The following is a 21152-nucleotide window of genomic DNA, read 5'->3' as shown; positions in this document are numbered from 1 at the left end:
CTAAATTGTTCAAAAGGAGAAACTATGAAAGAAAGTAACAAACGATTAAAAACAAAGAGAAATATTGAAAATGCCATGGTTCAATTATTGATGGATCACCCCTTCGATCAAATTACTACAATTAAATTAGCAGAAAAAGCTGGAATTAGTCGTTCTAGCTTCTATACCCATTACAAGGATAAGTATGATATGATTGAACACTATCAAAGTAAGTTATTTCATACATTTGAGTATATCTTCCAAAAACATGCTCATCATAAAAAAGATGCCATTTTAGAAGTATTTGACTATTTAGAATCTGAACCATTATTAGCTGCTCTTTTATCTGAAAATGGTACCAAAGAAATCCAAAATTTCTTAAGAAATAAGCTTCATATCATGCTGAGCACAGATCTTCAGAAGCGCTTTATGCAACTACAACTAAATTCAATTGAATTAGAATATAGCAGCATTTATCTGACAAATGCCCTATTTGGAGTTTGTCAAACTTGGATTGCTCGTGGAAAAAAAGAAAGTCCGCAAGAAATGACAGACTTCCTTATGAAAATGCTAGGTGATGCCAACTAAGAACAAAAAAGAACACCATCTGGTGTTCTTTTTATCTAACTCCGCCAGTAGGACTCGAACCTACGACATCATGATTAACAGTCATGCGCTACTACCAACTGAGCTATGGCGGATAAAATAGTCCGTACGGGATTCGAACCCGTGTTACCGCCGTGAAAAGGCGGTGTCTTAACCCCTTGACCAACGGACCATCTATCTGTAGCAGATATAACCATTATATCAATTTCTTACTGATTGTCAATCACTTTTTAGATTTTTTCTCTAGAATATCTTTTAGTTTACGAACTTTCAAACGGGTAATGGGACAACGATGATCTTCATAAAAAACAACTTCTAAATTCTTTCGATCAATTTCTCTCACATTTCCCACATTGACAAGGAAAGATTTATGGGAGCAATAAAATCGTTGAGTATGTTTGTCCTTCTCTTGAATATCTGTCATAGTTCCATAAAACTCTTTGGCAAAATTCTTACCAATAATTCGCAATTTATGAGAAACACCTGTTGTTTCGATATACAGAATATCATGGTAAGGAATTTTCAAATCATTTCCTTTATAGTTGTAATCAAAATAGTCTACAACATCTTCGTTTTCAATCAGCATGCTCTTAGTGTAAAAAATACTCTGCTCGATACGTTTTTTGAACAATTCATCATTGATATCCTTATCTACAAAATCTAAAGCTGATACCTGATACTTATAAGTTAAAGTAGCGAATTCAGATCGACTAGTAATAAAGACAATAATAGCATAAGGATTGTGATGACGGATAAATTGAGCCACTTCAAAGCCTTTTTTCTCGATTCCATGAATATCGATATCTAGGAAATAAAGCTGGTTTACTTCATCATTTTCGATATATTCCTTAAACTCACGAACTTTTCCTGTTGTCTTATATAAAATAGGAATATTCGATTCCTCAGAGATTTCATTCAATATTCTCTCTAGTCTCACTTGATGTTCAATAACATCTTCTAAAATTAATACTTTCATTCAAATTCCCTCTTAAATCTAATAATTTGTCTAAATGTGTTATCTTCCATCTCAGTTTCTAAAATAATATTGTCATACTTATCTAAAATCTCTTTGACATTATTAAGTCCTAGACCTCTATTTCTTCCCTTGGTAGAGAAACCTAAGGCAAATAGGTCCTCTGAAGGCGTCATAGTGATTTTGCATGAATTCTGGATAACTATAACTGTTTCAAAATCCATTTTAATGACTGCAACTTCCATTTGTTTCAAGTAACTATCTGCGGCACCTTCAACAGCATTATTTAATAGAATGCTCATGATGCGAACAAGATCAAGTAAATCCATTGACAATCTAGTAATGACATCTTTTACTTCCAATGTAAACTCTACATCATTATTTCGTGCATAGACAATCGATTGAGCAATTAAACTTCGTAAAGCCGAATCTTCTATGTTGTTTAAATCAAAGTAAGTATATTTGTCTGACCTCAATTTCTGATTTGCTTTTACTAAGACCTCGTTGTAAATCCTGTCAATTTCGTGTAAATCTCCGCTGTCAATCGCCATTTGCATGCTGACAAGCATACCTGCATAGTCATGACGAAAACCTCGAATCTCATTATACAAACCCACAATCTCATCTGTATAAGTTTGTAAATACTTTTGTTCAAATTTCTTCTGCTTTAGGGCAATCTCTTTTTCAATTTGAACCTTATAAGAATTCATTGCAAAGAAAACTAATAGCAGACAGATAAAAACAATGGTTGATAAAATACTTCCGAAGCTATTTAAATGATGAGTTGTACTTACTATATCTGAAATAAACAATAAGATATGCAAACCAAAGAAAGCAACTGTTACTTTTTTTAAAAAAGGGTACAGATAATCTTTATCAAAATATTTTATTTTTAAATGAAAATAACGAATTGTTTTTAAAATAACAAAATAGGTCAACAACAATACTACTAGAAAGAATATACTTTCATAGTGTAATGCAAGCTCATCACCTGTTATCGAGGATAGGGTTACAGCTATAAAAGTATGAGTACTGTGATATAAGAGAGAAAGCAGGAAACTTAGGAATACTCCCCTATACTTATCAAACTTTTTAAACCATATAAAATAAGCGTATAAAATAAATGGATATAAAAATTTTTCAATCCCTAGTCCACTTAAATATATAGAATAGAAGAAAAATTCAACTACAAATTCTACTATTACTGTATAAAAAATAAAGAAGTATTGTTCTTTTCTAGTTGTATTACAAATCAAATTATAACTTTTACTAGTAATAAAAATATGTAATATAACGCTTATTATTGCGAAAAAATCCATTCTTTTCTCCCTTTACTTTCTTTTAAAAAAATAAAATAAAAAATTATTTTCCTTTCTAATTTCTCCACCTCGAATCTTCTGCAATTCTGCCTCTGTTACCTTTTTAAATTGTTCCAATTTTTCTGTATTTTTCATAATGAAATCTCCTGTATTATTTTTTTCTTGTAAGTTAACTTACAAATCCATTATACAAAATGAAGACCATATAAGAAAAAAATTTTCCCAACTGTACATTTTTGCACCTGAAACGCACTTTTTTAAGAAAAAAGCTGGGACTCATCCCAGCTTCGCATCTAAAATTGATCCCAGCAGGATTCGAACCTGCGACCGTTCGCTTAGAAGGCGAATGCTCTATCCAGCTGAGCTATGAGACCTAACATGACCATTCTATCAAAAAACAAGAGCTAAGTCAATCTTCTATTTGTGGTAAGGAGAACCCTGCTGAATCGTAAAAGCACGGTAAATTTGTTCAACTAAAACCAATCTCATTAACTGATGTGGTAATGTCAGACGTCCAAAACTGATAGAAAGATTGGCCCTATTTTTTACAACAGGAGCTAGACCCAAACTTCCTCCAATGATAAAAGTAAGAGTTGAGTAGCCTTTGATAGAAGCCTGCTCTAGTTGCTTACTAAATTCCTCTGAGGAGAGTGTTTTTCCTTCAATGGCTAGTACAACGACAAAGTCTCTTTCTCCAACCTTAGAAAGAATTCTTTCACCTTCTGTTTCCAAGATTTTTTGATTTTCTAATTTACTGGCTTTGTCAGGTGTTTTCTCATCAGCAAGTCCAATCATTTCTAATTTGGCGAAACGTGAAATTCGTTTGGTATACTCAGCAATGCCATCTTTTAAGTATTTCTCTTTCAGTTTTCCTACTGTTACAACTTTTATTCTCATTCTTCTATTCTATCATATCCACACTTTATTTCACATCTTATACACATGAAAATCATCCAAAAATGCTATTAAATTCACAGAATAAGGTGAGTTATCCACAACTTGTGTAAAACTTTTAAGCTTAGATTAAGTTAATAGGTTTATAATCTTGACAAACAATAGCAAACGGAGGCGTTTATGAAACACTTACAAAAATTTTACAAAAAAGGAGTTACTTTTCTTGTAATTATTCTGATAGGATTTTTGAGTGGTGCACTAGGAAGTTTTGTAACATTGCAACTTTATCAAAAACAAGGAAATCAAGCTACAAATAATAATTCTAGCACTGTAACTCAAACATCATACAAGAATGAAAACTCAACTACTCAAGCAGTGAATAAAATTAAGGATGCTGTTGTATCAGTCATTACTTACTCTGCTAATAAACAAAGTAGTGTATTTGGAACTGAAGAATCAAATTCTGATACGGATAATCAACAGATTGCAAGTGAAGGATCAGGTGTCATCTATAAAAAGAACGAAAATGATGCTTATATTGTAACAAATACTCACGTTATTAACGGAGCTTCAAAAGTCGATATCCGTTTAGCTGATGGTACAAAAGTCCCTGGTGAAATTATTGGATCGGATACCTTCTCTGATATTGCTGTCGTAAAAATTTCTTCAGAAAAAGTTACAACAGTGGCAGAATTTGGTGATTCAAGCCAACTTAACGTTGGAGAAACAGCGATTGCTATCGGTAGTCCTTTAGGTTCAGAATATGCTAATACAGTTACACAGGGAATCATCTCAAGTCTTAATCGGAATGTTTCTCTAAAATCTGAAGATGGTCAAGCTATTTCAACAAAAGCCATTCAAACAGATACGGCCATTAACCCTGGTAACTCTGGTGGTCCTCTTGTAAATATTCAAGGACAAGTAATTGGTATTACATCAAGTAAGATTGCAAGTAATGGTGGAACATCTGTAGAAGGTCTTGGTTTTGCAATTCCTTCAAACGATGTACAAAATATTATTAAACAGCTTGAAAGTGATGGTAAAGTGACTCGTCCTGCTCTTGGAATCCAAATGGTCAATCTGTCTAACGTTGGAGCTAATGATCTTAGAAAACTAAATATTCCAAGTAACCTCACTTCAGGTGTAGTTGTTCGATCTGTTCAAAGTAATATGCCTGCAAATGGACATCTTCAAAAATACGATGTCATTACTAAAGTTGACGACAAAGAAATTACTTCATCAACAGACTTACAACACGCTCTTTACAACCATGCTATTGGAGACACTATCAAAATAACCTACTACCGTAATGGTAAGGAGGAAACAACATCTATAAAACTAGATAAGAATTCTGGTGATTTAGAACGTTAATTGACATCAGTGTAAAGAAAACTTTACAGAAAGTAAAAGATATGTTAGTGTAGAATCATGGAAAAATTTGAAATGATTTCTATCTCTGAAATACAAAAAAATCCTTACCAACCTCGGAAAGAATTTGATGTAGAAAAATTAAAAGAATTGGCTCAGTCAATCAAAGAAAATGGGCTCATCCAACCAATCATCGTTCGTCAATCTCCTGTAATTGGTTATGAAATCCTTGCAGGAGAGAGACGATATCGAGCTTCTCTCTTGGCTGGTCTGACCTCTATCCCAGCCGTTGTAAAGCACCTCTCAGATCAGGAAATGATGGTTCAATCAATCATTGAGAATTTGCAGAGAGAAAACTTAAATCCTGTTGAAGAAGCACGCGCCTACGAATCTTTAGTAGAAAAAGGATTTACTCACACTGAGATAGCCGATAAAATGGGGAAATCTCGACCTTATATCACTAATTTTATTCGTTTACTTTCCCTACCAGAGCATATCCTAGCTGAAGTAGAAAATGGAAAAATTTCTCAAGCGCATGCACGTTCACTAGTTGGTTTAGACAAAGAGCAGCAAGACTATTTCTTCCAACTAATCAAAAATGAAGATATTTCTGTGAGAAAGTTAGAAGCACTTCTTACAGAGAAAAAACACAAGAAGCAAAAAAAAAGTGATTCTTTCATCAAAGACGAAGAAGATAAATTAAAAAAACTACTCGGTTTAAGTGTAGAAATTAAACTTTCAAAAAAAGATACTGGAAAGATTATTATCTCCTTTTCAAGTCAAGAAGAATACGATAGAATTATTAACAGCCTGAGATAAGGCTGTTCTTTTATTTTCTCAACCCACAAATTTATCCACCAATTTTTTTATCAAAAAGCCTACTAAATCAAGGATTTTTCTATTTATCCCCAACTTGTGGATAAATACTACTAACATTGTGGATTCTTTTCCCCAATCTGTGGAAAAATCCTATTATCTATGGTAAAATAAGTCTAGCACTAAACTACTAAAATCATAGTAAAGGAGGAAAACTAGTTGAAAGAAAAGCAATTTTGGAATCGTATTTTAGAATTTGCTCAAGAAAGATTAACTCGATCTATGTATGATTTCTATGCTACACCTGCTGAACTCATCAAAGTAGAAGAAAACACAGCTACTATATTTCTACCGAGATCAGAGATGGAAATGGTGTGGGAAAAGCAATTAAAAGATATTATTATTGCTGCTGGTTTTGAAATTTATGATTCTGAAATCAAACCTCACTATATTTTCACTAAACCTCAGAGCACAGAATCTCCTCAAGTAAATGATACGAATAGTGTCTCTACTTACGATTACACACCTGCACTACCAACGATTCCCTATTCCGAAACAGGGTTAAAAGAAAAATATACCTTTGATAACTTTATTCAAGGTGATGGGAATGTTTGGGCGGTGTCTGCTGCACTAGCTGTATCTGAAGATTTAGCTCTGACTTATAATCCTCTTTTCATCTATGGAGGACCTGGTCTTGGAAAGACTCACTTGCTCAATGCGATTGGAAATGAGATTTTGAAAAATATTCCTGATGCGCGTGTCAAGTACATTCCTGCCGAAAGCTTTATCAATGACTTTCTTGAACACTTGCGACTTGGGGAAATGGAAAAGTTCAAAAAGACTTACCGTAGTCTTGATCTCTTGTTGATTGATGATATCCAATCTCTCAGTGGCAAAAAAGTCGCGACCCAAGAAGAATTTTTCAATACCTTCAATGCTCTTCATGATAAGCAGAAACAGATTGTCCTAACCAGTGATCGAAGTCCTAAACACCTAGAAGGCCTTGAGGAAAGACTTGTTACACGCTTTAGCTGGGGATTGACGCAAAATATCACCCCTCCTGACTTTGAGACACGTATCGCCATTCTTCAAAGTAAAACAGAGCACTTGGATTACCATTTCCAAAGTGATACTCTAGAGTACTTGGCTGGCCAATTTGATTCAAATGTTCGAGAATTAGAAGGAGCAATCAACGATATCACTTTAATTGCCAGAGTGAAGAAGATTAAGGATATTACTATTGATATTGCTGCGGAGGCTATTAGAGCACGTAAGCAAGACGCTCGCCAGATACTTGTTATTCCTATTGAGAAAATCCAAACTGAAGTTGGTAATTTTTATGGAGTGAGTGTCAAAGAAATGAAGGGGACGAGACGAGTTCAAAACATCGTTTTAGCGCGTCAAGTTGCCATGTACCTAGCTAGAGAACTGACAGATAACAGTCTTCCAAAAATCGGAAAAGAATTCGGAGGAAAAGATCACACCACCGTTATTCATGCCCATGCTAAAATCAAATCATTGATTGACGAAGACGATAATTTACGCTTAGAAATCGAAGCAATCAAAAAGAAAATTAAGTAGCTTGTGGATAAGTTTTCCTTTCTTATCTTTTTTATCCACATTTTTTAAACAAGCTTAGAAGCTTAAGTTTACTAAATAGTACTCTGTTTTCCACAGAATTCACACACTCTATTATTACTATTAACTTTCTAATACTAAAAATAAATAAAGGAGAATCCATGATTCATTTTTCAATCAATAAAAATTTATTTCTACAAGCCTTAAATACTACAAAACGGGCAATTAGCTCAAAAAATGCTATTCCAATTTTATCAACAATCAAAATTGACGTTACCAATGAAGGAATTACTTTAATTGGATCAAATGGTCAAATTTCTATTGAAAATTTCATTTCTCAAAAGAATGAAGATGCTGGTCTCTTGATTACTTCTTTGGGTTCGATTCTTCTTGAAGCTTCTTTCTTTATCAATGTTGTATCTAGTCTACCTGATGTGACTCTTGATTTTAAAGAAATTGAACAAAATCAAATTGTTTTAACCAGCGGTAAATCAGAAATTACTCTAAAAGGAAAAGATAGCGAACAGTATCCTCGTATCCAAGAAATTTCAGCTAGCACACCTTTGGTTCTTGAAACAAAACTACTCAAGAAAATTATCAATGAAACAGCATTTGCTGCAAGTACGCAAGAAAGTCGTCCCATCTTAACAGGTGTCCACTTCGTATTGAGCCAACACAAGGAACTAAAAACAGTTGCGACAGACTCACACCGCCTTAGCCAGAAGAAATTGACTCTTGAAAAAAATGGAGATGATTTCGATGTGGTGATTCCTAGCCGCTCTTTACGCGAATTTTCAGCGGTATTTACAGATGATATTGAAACTGTAGAGATTTTCTTTGCAAATAATCAAATCCTCTTTAGAAGCGAAAATATTAGCTTCTACACTCGTCTACTAGAAGGTAATTATCCTGATACAGATCGCTTGATTCCAACAGACTTTAACACTACAATTACTTTTGATGTTGTTAATTTACGTCAATCTATGGAACGTGCACGTCTCTTATCAAGTGCGACTCAAAACGGTACTGTGAAGCTTGAAATTAAAGGTGGGGTTGTTAGTGCCCATGTTCACTCTCCAGAAGTTGGTAAAGTAAACGAAGAAATCGATACGGAGCAGGTGACCGGGGATGATTTAACTATTAGTTTTAACCCAACTTACTTGATTGATTCCCTCAAGGCTTTAAATAGCGAAAAGGTGACTATTAGCTTTATCTCATCAGTTCGTCCATTTACTCTTGTGCCAGCAGATACTGACGAAGATTTCATGCAGCTTATCACACCAGTTCGAACAAATTAAGTGAAAGAGGTTGAGCCTGGCTCGCCTCTTTTATGATATAATCAAAAAAGAAAAGGAGAGTAGTATGTATCAAGTTGGAAATTTTGTTGAGATGAAAAAACCACACGCTTGTACCATCAAGTCAACAGGCAAAAAGGCTAATCGTTGGGAAATTACACGTGTAGGGGCAGATATCAAAATAAAGTGTAGCAATTGTGACCACCTTGTCATGATGAGTCGCTATGATTTTGAACGAAAAATGAATAAGATTATTGACTAAGAACCCTTAGTTTAGAGGGTTAGCAAGTTTTCCCTTTTTGTGTTATAATGTTAGGGATTGAAATGAGAACGGAGAATGAGAAACTATGGCTTTAACAGCAGGTATCGTTGGTTTGCCAAATGTTGGTAAATCAACCCTTTTTAATGCAATTACAAAAGCAGGAGCAGAGGCGGCAAACTACCCATTTGCGACTATTGATCCAAACGTTGGGATGGTGGAAGTTCCAGATGAACGTCTACAAAAACTAACGGAAATGATTACCCCTAAAAAGACAGTCCCAACAACCTTTGAATTTACAGATATTGCAGGGATTGTAAAAGGAGCATCAAAAGGAGAAGGTCTAGGTAATAAATTCTTGGCCAATATCCGTGAGGTAGATGCGATTGTTCACGTAGTTCGTGCTTTTGATGATGAAAATGTGATGCGCGAACAAGGACGTGAAGACGCCTTTGTGGATCCACTTGCAGATATTGATACCATTAACCTGGAGTTGATTCTTGCTGATTTAGAATCAGTCAATAAGCGCTATGCGCGTGTAGAAAAGATGGCACGTACGCAAAAAGATAAAGAATCAGTAGCAGAGTTTAACATTCTTCAAAAAATTAAACCAGTTCTTGAAGATGGAAAATCAGCTCGTACCATTGAATTCACAGATGAGGAACAAAAAGTTGTTAAGGGTCTTTTCCTTTTGACTACTAAACCAGTTCTTTATGTTGCTAATGTGGATGAAGATGTAGTTTCAGATCCAGATTCTATCGACTATGTGAAGCAAATTCGAGAATTTGCAGCGACAGAAAATGCTGAGGTGGTAGTTATTTCTGCGCGTGCTGAGGAAGAAATTTCTGAGTTAGACGATGAGGATAAGCAAGAGTTTCTTGAAGCACTTGGTTTGACTGAATCAGGCGTTGACAAGTTGACTCGTGCAGCTTATCACTTGCTTGGGCTTGGAACTTACTTCACAGCTGGTGAAAAAGAAGTCCGTGCTTGGACCTTTAAGCGAGGGATGAAAGCTCCTCAAGCAGCTGGTATTATCCACTCAGACTTTGAAAAAGGGTTTATTCGTGCAGTAACAATGTCATATGAGGATCTAGTGAAATATGGATCTGAAAAGGCTGTAAAAGAAGCTGGGCGTTTGCGTGAAGAAGGAAAAGAATATATCGTTCAAGATGGCGATATCATGGAATTCCGCTTTAATGTTTAATAACATTTAATAAATAGTGTCAATTAGGTTGGAAAAAAAATTCCAACCCTTTTGGCTTTTGAAAGGAAAATAAATGACTAAATTACTTGTTGGATTAGGAAATCCAGGGGATAAATATTTTGAAACCAAACACAACGTTGGATTTATGTTGATTGACCAAATCGCTAAAAAACAAAATGTCACTTTTACACATGACAAGATATTTCAAGCTGATCTAGCATCTTTTTTCTTCAATGGAGAAAAAATTTATCTGGTCAAACCAACGACCTTTATGAATGAAAGTGGAAAAGCAGTTCATGCTTTATTGACTTACTATGGTTTGGATATTGAAGATTTACTCGTTATTTACGACGACCTTGACATGGAAGTCGGGAAAATTCGTTTAAGAGCAAAGGGATCAGCAGGTGGTCATAATGGTATCAAGTCTATTATTCAACATATAGGGACTCAGGTATTTAACCGTGTTAAAATAGGTATTGGAAGACCTAAAAAAGGCATGTCAGTTGTTCATCATGTTTTAAGTAAGTTTGATCAGGATGACTATGTGGGTATTTTACAGTCTATTGACAAGGTTGCCAATGCTGTAAACTACTATTTACAAGAGAAAAACTTTGAGAAAACAATGCAGAGGTATAACGGCTAAATGGTGACTTTATTAGATTTATTCTCAGAAAATGACCAGATAAAAAAATGGCATCAAAATCTGATAGATAAGAAAAGACAACTAATACTTGGTTTATCAACTTCTACCAAGGCTCTTGCAATTGCAAGCAGTCTAGAAAAAGAAAATAAGGTTGTGTTACTGACTTCAACTTATGGAGAAGCAGAACGAATTATCAGTGATCTTCTTTCTCTCTTAGGGAAGGAACTTGTCCATCCTTTTTTGGTAGATGACTCTCCTATGGTAGAGTTTTTGATGTCTTCACAAGAAAAAATCATTTCGCGGGTTGAGGCCTTGCGTTTTTTGAGTGATCCGTCTAAGAAAGGGATTTTAGTTTGTAATATCGCAGCGAGTCGGTTGATTTTACCCTCTCCGACTAGATTTAAAGAAAGTATTATAAGGATTGCAGTTGGAGAAGAATATGACCAACACGAGCTACTTCACCAGTTAAAGGAAATTGGCTATCGAAAAGTTACTCAAGTACAGACACAAGGTGAGTTTAGTATTCGAGGAGATATTTTAGATATTTTTGAGATGTCTCAGTTAGAACCTTTCCGAATCGAGTTTTTTGGCGATGAAGTAGATGGTATTCGTACTTTTGAAGTCGAAACACAATTATCAAAAGAAAATCAGACAGAACTTACTATCTTTCCAGCTAGTGATATGCTTTTGAGAGAAAAGGATTATCAACGAGGACATTCAGCTTTAGAAAAGCAAATTTCGAAGACTCTATCACCAATTTTGAAATCCTATCTAGAAGAGATTTTGTCAAGTTTTCATCAAAAACAAGTACATTCAGATAGTCGAAAGTTTTTATCTTTATGTTACGATAAAACATGGACTATATTTGATTATATTGAAAAAGATACACCAGTGTTTTTTGATGATTACCAAAAATTGATGAATCAGTATGAAGCCTTTGAAAGAGAATTAGCACAATACTTTACAGAAGATTTACAGAATGGTAAATCATTTTCTGAGATGCAGTATTTTGCAGATACAGAGCAAACCTATAAAAAACAAAGTCCAGTTACCTTTTTCTCCAATCTGCAAAAGGGTTTAGGAAATCTCAAGTTTGACCACATTTATCAATTTAATCAATACCCTATGCAGGAGTTTTTCAATCAATTTTCTTTTCTTAAAGAAGAAATTGAGCGATATAAAAAAATGGACTACACCATTGTTTTGCAGTCTAGCAATTCAATGGGAAGTAAAACATTGGAGGATGTTTTAAAGGAATACAAGATTAAATTGGATTTCAGAGATAAGTCAAGTATCTGTAAAAAATCTGTAAACTTAATTGAGGGTAACCTAAGACATGGTTTTCATTTTGTAGATGAAAAAATTCTCTTGATTACTGAACATGAGATTTTTCAAAAGAAATTAAAACGTCGTTTTCGAAGACAACATACGTCAAATGCAGAGCGATTAAAAGATTATAATGAACTTGAAAAAGGGGACTACGTTGTTCACCATATCCATGGAATTGGTCAATATCTAGGGATTGAAACCATTGAAATCAAAGGAATTCACCGTGATTATGTTAGTGTACAGTATCAAAATGGTGACCAAATCTCCATCCCAGTAGAGCAGATTCAGTTACTGTCTAAATATGTTTCAAGTGATGGGAAACCTCCTAAACTTAATAAATTAAATGACGGTCATTTCAAAAAGGCCAAGCAAAAAGTTAAGAACCAGGTAGAGGATATAGCTGACGATTTAATCAAACTGTATTCTGAGCGTAGTCAGTTGAATGGTTTTGCGTTCTCAGCTGATGATGATGATCAACATGCTTTTGATGATGCTTTCCCTTACGTTGAAACGGATGATCAACTTCGTAGTATTGAGGAAATCAAGAGAGATATGCAGGATTCTCACCCCATGGATCGACTTTTAGTTGGGGATGTTGGTTTTGGGAAGACTGAAGTTGCAATGCGTGCAGCCTTTAAGGCAGTCAATGATCACAAACAGGTTGTCGTTCTAGTTCCGACGACGGTGTTAGCACAACAACACTATACGAATTTTAAGGAAAGATTCCAAAATTTTGCTGTTAATATTGATGTGTTGAGTCGCTTTAGAAGTAAAAAAGAGCAGGCAGAGACACTTGAAAAATTAAAGAATAGTCAAGTCGATATTTTGATTGGAACGCATCGTGTTTTGTCAAAAGATGTTGTGTTTTCTGATTTGGGCTTGATGATTATTGATGAGGAACAACGATTCGGTGTTAAGCATAAGGAGACTTTGAAAGAACTAAAAAAACAAGTAGATGTTCTAACATTGACAGCAACGCCAATCCCTCGTACCCTTCATATGTCTATGCTAGGAATTCGAGATTTGTCTGTTATTGAAACTCCTCCAACTAATCGCTATCCAGTGCAAACTTATGTTTTAGAAAAGAATGATAGTGTGATTCGCGATGCTGTCTTGCGTGAAATGAAGCGGGGAGGTCAAGTTTACTATCTTTACAACAAAGTTGACACGATTGACCAGAAGGTTTCAGAATTACAGGAGTTGATTCCAGAGGCTTCGATTGGGTATGTTCATGGACAAATGAGTGAAATTCAGTTAGAAAATACTCTATTGGACTTTATTGATGGCCAATATGATATTTTGGTGACAACTACCATAATTGAAACAGGTGTTGACATTCCGAACGCCAATACCTTATTTATCGAAAATGCAGACCATATGGGCTTGTCAACTTTGTATCAATTAAGAGGGAGAGTTGGTCGGAGCAATCGCATTGCCTATGCCTATCTTATGTATCGTCCAGAAAAATCAATCAGTGAGGTCTCTGAAAAGAGATTAGAAGCTATCAAAGGATTTACAGAATTGGGATCTGGATTTAAGATTGCAATGCGAGATCTTTCGATTCGTGGAGCAGGAAACCTCTTAGGAAAATCCCAATCTGGCTTCATTGATTCTGTTGGTTTTGAATTGTATTCTCAGTTACTAGAAGAAGCTATAGCTAAACGCAATGGCAATGAGAACACAAGAACTAAAGGAAATGCTGAGTTGATTTTACAAATTGATGCTTATCTTCCTGATACTTACATTTCTGACCAGCGACATAAGATTGAAATTTACAAGAAAATTCGTCAAATTGACAATCGTGTCAACTATGAAGAATTACAAGAAGAGTTGATGGACCGCTTTGGAGAATATCCAGATGTAGTAGCATGCCTTTTAGAGATTGGTTTGGTCAAGTCATATTTTGACAAGGTCTTTGTAGAACGTGTGGAAAGAAAAGAAAATAAGATTACAGTTCAATTTGAAAAAGTCACTCAACGACTGTTCTTGGCTCAAGATTATTTTAAAGCCTTATCTGCAACGAACTTAAAAGCAGCCATAGCTGAGAATAAGGGATTAATGGAAGTTGTATTTGATGTCCGAAACAAGAAGGATTATGAAATTTTAGAAGGTTTGCTGATTTTTGGAGAAAGCTTATTAGAGATAAAAGAATCAAAGGAAGCAAATTCCATTTAACATTTTTCTTCTATAAAAAGGATAAAAATGGTACAATAATAATTTGAGGTAATAAAAATGAGATTAGACAAGTATTTAAAAGTATCACGAATTATTAAGCGCCGCAAAGTCGCAAAAGAAGTAGCAGATAAAGGTAGAATCAAGGTGAATGGAATCTTGGCCAAAAGTTCAACGGATTTGAAAGTTGATGACCAAGTTGAAATTCGCTTTGGAAATAAATTGTTGCTTGTTAAAGTACTAGAGATGAAAGATAGTACAAAAAAAGAAGATGCAGCAGGCATGTATGAAATTATCAGTGAAACACGGGTAGAAGAAAATGTCTAAAAATATTGTACAGATGAATAATTCTTTTATTCAAAATGAACACCAACGTCGTCGTTACTTGATGAAGGAGAGACAAAAGAGGAATCGCTTTATGGGTTGGGTTCTGATTTTGATGATTTTATTGTTTATTTTACCGACCTATAATCTGGCCCAAAGCTATAATCAGTTACTGCAACGTCGTCAGCAATTGACAGAGTTGAAAGAGCAGTATCAAACTCTCAGTGATGAAAAGGACAAGGAATCCGCTTTTGCTGCAAAGTTGAAAGATGAAGACTATGTAGCAAAGTATGCACGCGCCAAGTACTATTACTCAAAGAAACGAGAAGCAATTTACACAATTCCTGATTTGCTTCCGAGGTAATGTCATGGAAAATTTATTGGAAGTTGTTGAACAATTTTTAAGTTTATCAGATGAAAAATTAGAGGAATTGGCAGCTAAAAACCATTTATTACGATTACAAGAAGAAAGGGAAGAGAAGAATGCGTAAGTTCTTAGTAGTTTTATTGCTACCTGCTTTTATCATAACCTCAAGAGTAGTTAGCACAGAAAAACAGCTTCCTTACTCTTCGCAAGAAATTTATTATCTAACTGAGTCTGATTATGGCTTCTACTATAAAGAAACTCTGGAATCCCCAATGGTTTACGGAGAAACAGCTGTCTATGCTAATGAGGATCTTGTTAATGAGTCTGGTAAATTGACTCCTGGAAACGCCTTTAAAATTGTAGAATGGCGTTTGAATAGACAAGGTGTTCCTGTTTTTAAATTAGATAATCACCAGTTTATCCTTGCAGATAAGCGCTTGGTCTATGATCAAAGTCAAGTTCAAACTCAAAATAGGCAAGTATGGCTGGAGCCAGGGTTTGTTATCCATAACAGCCCCTATGATGCGAAAGAAATTTCTTCCTCTTTCTCTCCCTATCAACGCGTAACAGTAGATAGAACCCTTTTTGCTGAGGGACAGGAATTTCTTCATATTGATCAAGTTGGGTGGGTATCAAAAGAGTTCGTCTCAGAAGAAGACAATCGCATTCAGAAGGTTCAAGAAGTTTTATCAAGCAACTATCAGAATGAAAATTATTCTATTTATGTTAAACAACTGAGTACAGGTAAAGAGGCTGGGGTGAATGAAGACAGCAAACTCTATGCAGCTAGCATCTTGAAACTAGCCTATCTTTATTACGCTCAAGATAAGATAAATCAAGGGGAATATACGCTAGACAGTAGCTTTAAGTATATCCCAGAAGTAAATAGTTTCCCTGGATCCTATAAACCAGAAGGTAGTGGTAGCTTGCCTAAAAAAGAAGATAACAAAGAATACAGTCTTCAACAGTTAATTACTAAGGTAACAAAAGAGTCTGACAATGTTGCTCATAATATTTTAGGTTATTACGTGACCAATCAATCTGACGGGGCTTTTAAAGAAAAAATGTCCACCATTATGGGTGAAGATTGGGATGTGAATGATAAATTGACTTCTTCAAAAATGGCTGGAAAGGTCATGGAAGCTATTTATAATCAGAATGGTTTTGTCCTAGAGTCTCTAGGTAAGACCGATTTTGACAACCAACGAATCGCAAAAGGTGTTTCGGTTAAGGTAGCTCATAAAATTGGAGATGCCGACGAGTATAAACATGACACTGCCATTGTTTATACGGATTCTCCTTTCGTTCTTTCTATTTTCACCAAAAATTCTGATTATGACACTATTGCTAAGATAGCTAAGGATGTCTATGAGGTTTTAAAATGAGGGAACAGGATTTTTTAAATCATTTTCTCCGAAAAGAGTATTTCAAAAAACATTCGAAAGTCGTGTTAGCTTTGTCTGGCGGACTGGATTCAATGTTTTTATTCCATCTATTGTCTACTTATCAAAATGAGTTAGAAATTGAGCTGATTGTAGCACATGTCAATCACAAGCAGAGAAGGGAGTCTGACTGGGAGGAAAATGAACTAAGGAAGTTAGCTGATGCAGCTGAACTTCCTATTTATATCACAAGCTTTTCAGGAGACTTTTCAGAAGCGCGTGCTCGAGAGTTTCGTTATGATTTTTTTAGGAAAATCATGAAAGAGGTTGGAGCGACTGCCTTGGTTACTGCCCACCATGCAGATGATCAAGTTGAAACGATTTTGATGCGCTTGATTCGAGGTAGTAGACTAGGTCATTTAACAGGAATAAAAGAAAGTCAAGTAGTTGATGAAATTGAAATCATTCGTCCCTTGTTGCCTTTTCATAAAAAGGACTTTCCACCAATTGTTCATTTCGAAGATCAAACAAATCAGGAAAATACCTATTTTCGCAATCGTATTCGGAATAGGTATTTACCAGAACTTGAAAAAGAAAATCCTCGTCTTAAATCCTCCCTTTTAGATTTAGGAAGGGAAATTTCAGATTACCAAGCAACAATAACGGAGCTTTCGAAACAAATTGATGTGGAAGATTTGAATGAGCTATTTTCATACTCTCAACAAACTCAAGGAATCTTGCTCCAGAACTATCTTAATCAATTTCCAGACTTAAATCTGACAAAGGCTCAGTTTGCTGAAGTTCGACAGATTTTAGCAAGGAAAAGCCAGTATCGTCATTCTCTTAAAAATGGCTACGAATTGATAAAAGAGTATCAGAATTTTCGAGTTTGTAAAATCAGTCCTCAGGCTGATGAAAAGGATGATGAACTTGTGTTACACTATCAAAATCAAGTTCGATATAAGGGCTATTTATTTTCCTTTGGCATCCCTATTGAAGGGGATTTTGTTCAAAAAGTAACGGTTTCACGGGAAACATCTGTACATATTAGATGTCGAAAACCTGGCGACGTTATTACCCTAAATGGTCATCGAAAGAAACTGAGACGCTTATTTATAGATTTAAAAATCCCTATTGAAAAACGAAAAACAACCCCTATTATTGAGCAATTTGGAGAAATTGTCTCAATTTCAGGAATTGTGACCAGTGATTTGAGTAAAAACACGAAAAATGATATAATGAACACTGTAATTTATATAGAAAAAATAGATAGGTAAAAAGATGTTAGAACACGATATTAAAAAAATCCTCGTTTCACATGATGAAATTACAGAAGCAGCTAAAAAGCTAGGTGCGCAACTAACAAAAGAGTATGAGGGGAAAAATCCAATTCTTATTGGAATTCTGAAAGGATCTATTCCTTTTATGGCTGAATTGGTCAAACATATTGATACGCATATTGAGATGGACTTCATGATGGTATCTAGTTACCATGGTGGAACAGCAAGTAGTGGTGTCATCAATATCAAGCAAGACGTGACGCAAGATATCAAAGGGAGACATGTTTTATTTGTAGAGGATATCATTGATACAGGTCAAACTTTGAAAAATTTGCGAGATATGTTTATTGCAAGAGAAGCAGCTTCTGTTAAAATCGCGACTTTGTTGGACAAACCAGATGGACGTGTTGTTGAAATTGAAGCGGATTATACTTGTTTTACTATTCCAAATGAGTTTGTAGTAGGTTATGGTCTGGATTATAAGGAAAATTATCGTAACCTTCCTTATGTCGGAGTATTGAAAGAAGAAGTTTATTCAAATTAGAAAGATCTATCTTTAATGAAAAAACAAAATAACGGTTTAGTTAGAAATCCATTTCTCTACTTGTTAATTATCTTCTTCCTTGTGACAGGATTCCAGTATTTTTACTCTGGAAATACTGCTGGACGAAGCGAAAAAATTAACTATACAGAATTGGTAAAAGAGATTACAGCAGACAATGTAAAAGAATTAACTTATCAGCCAAATGGTAGCATCATTGAAGTGTCTGGTGTTTATAAAAATCCTAAGACTAGTAAAGAAGAAACAGGAATTCAATTTTTTACTCCTACAGCTACAACAGTAGAAAGATTCTCAAGTACTATTCTTCCGTCTGATTCAACAGTTTCAGAATTGCAAAAACTTGCTTCTGAACATCAGGCTGAGGTTACAGTCAAACATGAGAGTTCAAGTGGTATGTGGATCAATATCCTTGTGTCTGTTGTGCCATTTGCTATTCTCTTCTTCTTCCTATTCTCTATGATGGGAAATATGGGAGGAAATAGTGGCCGAAATCCAATGAGTTTTGGACGTAGCAAGGCCAAAGCTGCAAACAAAGAAGATATCAAGGTACGGTTCTCAGATGTTGCTGGTGCCGAGGAAGAAAAACAAGAATTAGTAGAAGTTGTTGAATTCCTAAAAGATCCAAAACGATTTACAAAACTTGGTGCGCGCATTCCTGCGGGTGTTCTTTTGGAGGGACCTCCGGGAACAGGTAAAACTTTGCTTGCTAAGGCAGTAGCCGGAGAAGCTGGTGTTCCATTCTTTAGTATCTCAGGTTCTGACTTTGTAGAAATGTTTGTCGGAGTTGGAGCTAGTCGTGTTCGTTCTCTTTTTGAAGATGCCAAAAAAGCAGCACCAGCTATCATCTTTATCGATGAAATTGATGCTGTTGGTCGCCAACGTGGTGTCGGCCTCGGTGGAGGAAATGATGAACGTGAACAAACCTTGAACCAACTCTTGATTGAAATGGATGGTTTTGAAGGAAATGAAGGAATCATCGTTATCGCTGCGACGAACCGTTCAGATGTTCTAGATCCAGCGCTTCTCCGCCCGGGGCGTTTCGATAGAAAAGTCTTGGTTGGTCGCCCTGATGTTAAAGGTCGTGAAGCAATCTTGAAAGTTCATGCTAAAAATAAACCTCTGGCAGACGATGTTGATTTGAAACTAGTTGCCCAACAAACCCCAGGTTTTGTGGGAGCTGACTTAGAAAATGTTCTAAACGAAGCAGCCTTAGTTGCTGCTCGTCGCAACAAATCAATCATTGATGCTTCAGATATTGATGAGGCAGAGGACAGAGTGATTGCTGGACCATCTAAGAAAGATAAAACAGTATCACAAAGAGAACGTGAATTGGTTGCTTATCATGAGGCTGGACATACCATTGTTGGTTTAGTCTTGTCAAATGCCCGTGTTGTTCATAAAGTTACCATTGTACCACGTGGACGTGCAGGTGGTTACATGATTGCACTTCCGAAAGAGGATCAAATGCTTCTATCTAAAGAAGACATGAAAGAGCAATTGGCAGGTTTGATGGGTGGTCGTGTAGCTGAAGAGATTATCTTTAATGTCCAAACGACAGGAGCTTCAAATGACTTTGAACAAGCTACACAGATGGCGCGTGCAATGGTCACTGAATACGGTATGAGTGAAAAACTTGGCCCAGTTCAATACGAAGGTAATCATGCTATGTTTGGTGCACAAAGTCCTCAAAAATCAATTTCAGAACAAACAGCCTATGAGATTGATGAAGAAGTACGTTTATTATTAAATGAGGCACGAAATAAAGCAGCTGAAATTATTCAATCAAATCGTGAAACCCACAAGTTGATTGCAGAAGCATTGTTGAAATACGAAACATTGGATAGTACACAGATTAAATCTCTTTACGAGACAGGAAAAATGCCTGAGACAGTAGAAGAGGAATCTCATGCACTATCTTATGATGAAGTAAAATCAAAAATGAGTGAAGAAAAATAAATTTAGAGAGGTTCAACCTCTCTTTTTATGTTCTAACGTGATGGTTACAGAGCAGATGCCCTGATAGTCGACCCTCCTCGTACAGGCTTAGATGATAAGCTATTGGATACTATTTTGACCTATGTTCCAGAAAAAATGGTCTATGTATCCTGCAATGTTTCGACCTTGGCGCGAGATTTAGTTAAACTAGTAAAAGTCTATGATCTCCAGTATATCCAGTCGGTCGATATGTTTCCCCACACTGCACGAACAGAAGCAGTGGTTAAGTTAGTGAAGAAAAGAAAAAATTAACTTCACTGAAAAAGTCCTTGACAAAGTAGGAAAAGTAGGTATAATAGAAAGAGTTGAAAAGCTCAAGGTCCGTTGGTCAAGGGGTTAAGACACCGCCTTTTCACGGCGGTAACACGGGTTCGAATCCCGTACGGACTATGGTGTATTGCGGTTAAAAAAACTTGAAAAAAGTTTCAAAAAAGTGTTGACAGAGGTTAGCAGCTGTGATATACTAATATAGTTGTCGCTTGAGAGAGATTGAGTGACAAAGACCTTTGAAAACTGAACAAGACGAACCAATGTGCAGGGCACTATAACTAAGGTTATAGTACTGAACAATGAAAAAACAATAAATCTGTCAGTGACAGAAATGAGTGAGAACTCAAACTTTTAATGAGAGTTTGATCCTGGCTCAGGACGAACGCTGGCGGCGTGCCTAATACATGCAAGTAGAACGCTGAAGAGAGGAGCTTGCTCTTCTTGGATGAGTTGCGAACGGGTGAGTAACGCGTAGGTAACCTGCCTGGTAGCGGGGGATAACTATTGGAAACGATAGCTAATACCGCATAAAATGGA

The 21152-nt window shown here is 35.7% G+C and carries 20 protein-coding genes, 4 tRNA genes, 1 rRNA gene and 1 pseudogene; 19 read left to right on the top strand and 7 right to left on the bottom strand.

The window, feature by feature from the left end; translation table 11 throughout:
• Nucleotides 1-24 precede the first annotated feature (24 nt).
• Entirely contained in the window at nt 25-567 is a 543-nt protein-coding gene (locus HMPREF1149_RS04345; protein ID WP_000665084.1) for a TetR/AcrR family transcriptional regulator, read from the top strand.
• Between the two features lie 39 nt (nt 568-606).
• On the opposite strand, the gene HMPREF1149_RS04340 is transcribed toward HMPREF1149_RS04345, so the two are convergent.
• The 7 genes from HMPREF1149_RS04340 to rlmH form a co-directional block, all read right to left on the bottom strand.
• Nucleotides 607-680 (bottom strand) — tRNA-Asn (locus HMPREF1149_RS04340).
• A 5-nt stretch (nt 681-685) separates the two neighbouring features.
• Nucleotides 686-757 (bottom strand) — tRNA-Glu (locus HMPREF1149_RS04335).
• 51 nt (nt 758-808) lie between these two features.
• Nucleotides 809-1561: a competence system response regulator transcription factor ComE gene (gene comE, locus HMPREF1149_RS04330; protein ID WP_000866076.1), complete on the bottom strand. Its 753-nt coding sequence runs from the start codon at nt 1559-1561 to the stop codon at nt 809-811.
• Nucleotides 1558-2877, bottom strand: coding sequence for a competence system sensor histidine kinase ComD (comD, locus tag HMPREF1149_RS04325; RefSeq protein ID WP_000345271.1), 1320 nt, complete (start codon nt 2875-2877; stop codon nt 1558-1560). Before comD ends, comE begins: the two co-directional genes overlap by 4 nt.
• Nucleotides 2878-2889: 12 nt before the next feature.
• Nucleotides 2890-3012 carry a competence-stimulating peptide ComC gene (gene comC, locus HMPREF1149_RS04320; protein WP_000798831.1) on the bottom strand — a complete coding sequence of 41 codons (123 nt, stop codon included), beginning with the start codon at nt 3010-3012 and terminating at the stop codon, nt 2890-2892.
• Between the two features lie 165 nt (nt 3013-3177).
• Nucleotides 3178-3251 (bottom strand) — tRNA-Arg (locus HMPREF1149_RS04315).
• Nucleotides 3252-3294: 43 nt separating this feature from the next.
• On the bottom strand, nt 3295-3774 hold the full coding sequence (gene rlmH / locus HMPREF1149_RS04310; protein ID WP_001220834.1) for a 23S rRNA (pseudouridine(1915)-N(3))-methyltransferase RlmH: 480 nt from the start codon (nt 3772-3774) through the stop codon (nt 3295-3297).
• Between the two features lie 177 nt (nt 3775-3951).
• On the opposite strand from rlmH, the gene HMPREF1149_RS04305 reads away from it, so the two are divergent.
• The 18 genes and pseudogenes from HMPREF1149_RS04305 to HMPREF1149_RS0101920 form a co-directional block, all read left to right on the top strand.
• Nucleotides 3952-5142 carry a S1C family serine protease gene (locus tag HMPREF1149_RS04305; RefSeq protein WP_000681813.1) on the top strand — a complete coding sequence of 397 codons (1191 nt, stop codon included), beginning with the start codon at nt 3952-3954 and terminating at the stop codon, nt 5140-5142.
• 57 nt (nt 5143-5199) lie between these two features.
• A complete protein-coding gene (locus HMPREF1149_RS04300) occupies nt 5200-5958 on the top strand; it encodes a ParB/RepB/Spo0J family partition protein (RefSeq protein ID WP_000410364.1) in 759 nt (252 codons plus the stop codon).
• 216 nt (nt 5959-6174) lie between these two features.
• Complete coding sequence (gene dnaA, locus HMPREF1149_RS04295) at nt 6175-7536, top strand: chromosomal replication initiator protein DnaA (RefSeq protein WP_000660625.1); 1362 nt, start codon at nt 6175-6177, stop codon at nt 7534-7536.
• A gap of 158 nt (nt 7537-7694) precedes the next feature.
• Entirely contained in the window at nt 7695-8831 is a 1137-nt protein-coding gene (dnaN, locus tag HMPREF1149_RS04290) for a DNA polymerase III subunit beta (RefSeq protein WP_000581148.1), read from the top strand.
• Nucleotides 8832-8895: 64 nt separating this feature from the next.
• A complete protein-coding gene (locus tag HMPREF1149_RS04285; protein ID WP_000285184.1) occupies nt 8896-9090 on the top strand; it encodes a DUF951 domain-containing protein in 195 nt (64 codons plus the stop codon).
• 85 nt (nt 9091-9175) lie between these two features.
• A complete protein-coding gene (ychF, locus tag HMPREF1149_RS04280; protein WP_001218693.1) occupies nt 9176-10291 on the top strand; it encodes a redox-regulated ATPase YchF in 1116 nt (371 codons plus the stop codon).
• 73 nt (nt 10292-10364) lie between these two features.
• Entirely contained in the window at nt 10365-10934 is a 570-nt protein-coding gene (gene pth, locus HMPREF1149_RS04275; protein WP_000163913.1) for an aminoacyl-tRNA hydrolase, read from the top strand.
• Complete coding sequence (gene mfd, locus HMPREF1149_RS04270; protein WP_000258071.1) at nt 10935-14438, top strand: transcription-repair coupling factor; 3504 nt, start codon at nt 10935-10937, stop codon at nt 14436-14438. It begins immediately after the preceding gene.
• 57 nt (nt 14439-14495) lie between these two features.
• Nucleotides 14496-14762 (top strand): RNA-binding S4 domain-containing protein, encoded by a 267-nt coding sequence (locus tag HMPREF1149_RS04265; RefSeq protein ID WP_001234965.1) that lies wholly within the window; start codon nt 14496-14498, stop codon nt 14760-14762.
• The gene (locus HMPREF1149_RS04260) at nt 14755-15123 is read left to right on the top strand and encodes a septum formation initiator family protein (protein WP_000041924.1); all 369 of its coding nucleotides are present in this window, start codon (nt 14755-14757) and stop codon (nt 15121-15123) included. Before HMPREF1149_RS04265 ends, HMPREF1149_RS04260 begins: the two co-directional genes overlap by 8 nt.
• Before the next feature lie 4 nt (nt 15124-15127).
• Nucleotides 15128-15250: an SP_0009 family protein gene (locus HMPREF1149_RS11625; protein WP_000429343.1), complete on the top strand. Its 123-nt coding sequence runs from the start codon at nt 15128-15130 to the stop codon at nt 15248-15250.
• On the top strand, nt 15243-16511 hold the full coding sequence (locus HMPREF1149_RS04250) for a serine hydrolase (protein ID WP_001224818.1): 1269 nt from the start codon (nt 15243-15245) through the stop codon (nt 16509-16511). Before HMPREF1149_RS11625 ends, HMPREF1149_RS04250 begins: the two co-directional genes overlap by 8 nt.
• Entirely contained in the window at nt 16508-17785 is a 1278-nt protein-coding gene (gene tilS / locus HMPREF1149_RS04245; protein WP_001209065.1) for a tRNA lysidine(34) synthetase TilS, read from the top strand. Before HMPREF1149_RS04250 ends, tilS begins: the two co-directional genes overlap by 4 nt.
• 4 nt (nt 17786-17789) lie before the next feature.
• On the top strand, nt 17790-18332 hold the full coding sequence (hpt, locus tag HMPREF1149_RS04240) for a hypoxanthine phosphoribosyltransferase (protein WP_000889401.1): 543 nt from the start codon (nt 17790-17792) through the stop codon (nt 18330-18332).
• Nucleotides 18333-18347: 15 nt separating this feature from the next.
• A complete protein-coding gene (ftsH, locus tag HMPREF1149_RS04235) occupies nt 18348-20306 on the top strand; it encodes an ATP-dependent zinc metalloprotease FtsH (protein ID WP_000744586.1) in 1959 nt (652 codons plus the stop codon).
• A 36-nt stretch (nt 20307-20342) separates the two neighbouring features.
• Nucleotides 20343-20597, top strand: a pseudogene (locus tag HMPREF1149_RS11255) (23S rRNA (uracil(1939)-C(5))-methyltransferase RlmD); the annotation flags it as partial.
• Nucleotides 20598-20663: 66 nt separating this feature from the next.
• A tRNA-Glu gene (locus HMPREF1149_RS04230) sits at nt 20664-20735 on the top strand.
• A 230-nt stretch (nt 20736-20965) separates the two neighbouring features.
• A 16S ribosomal RNA gene (locus HMPREF1149_RS0101920) occupies nt 20966-21152 on the top strand; the annotation flags it as partial.

It is taken from the genome of Streptococcus sp. BS35b (assembly GCF_000286475.1).
GTDB classification, from domain to species: Bacteria; Bacillota; Bacilli; order Lactobacillales; family Streptococcaceae; genus Streptococcus; species Streptococcus oralis_W.
This window is presented reverse-complemented; position numbering and strand designations above follow the sequence as displayed.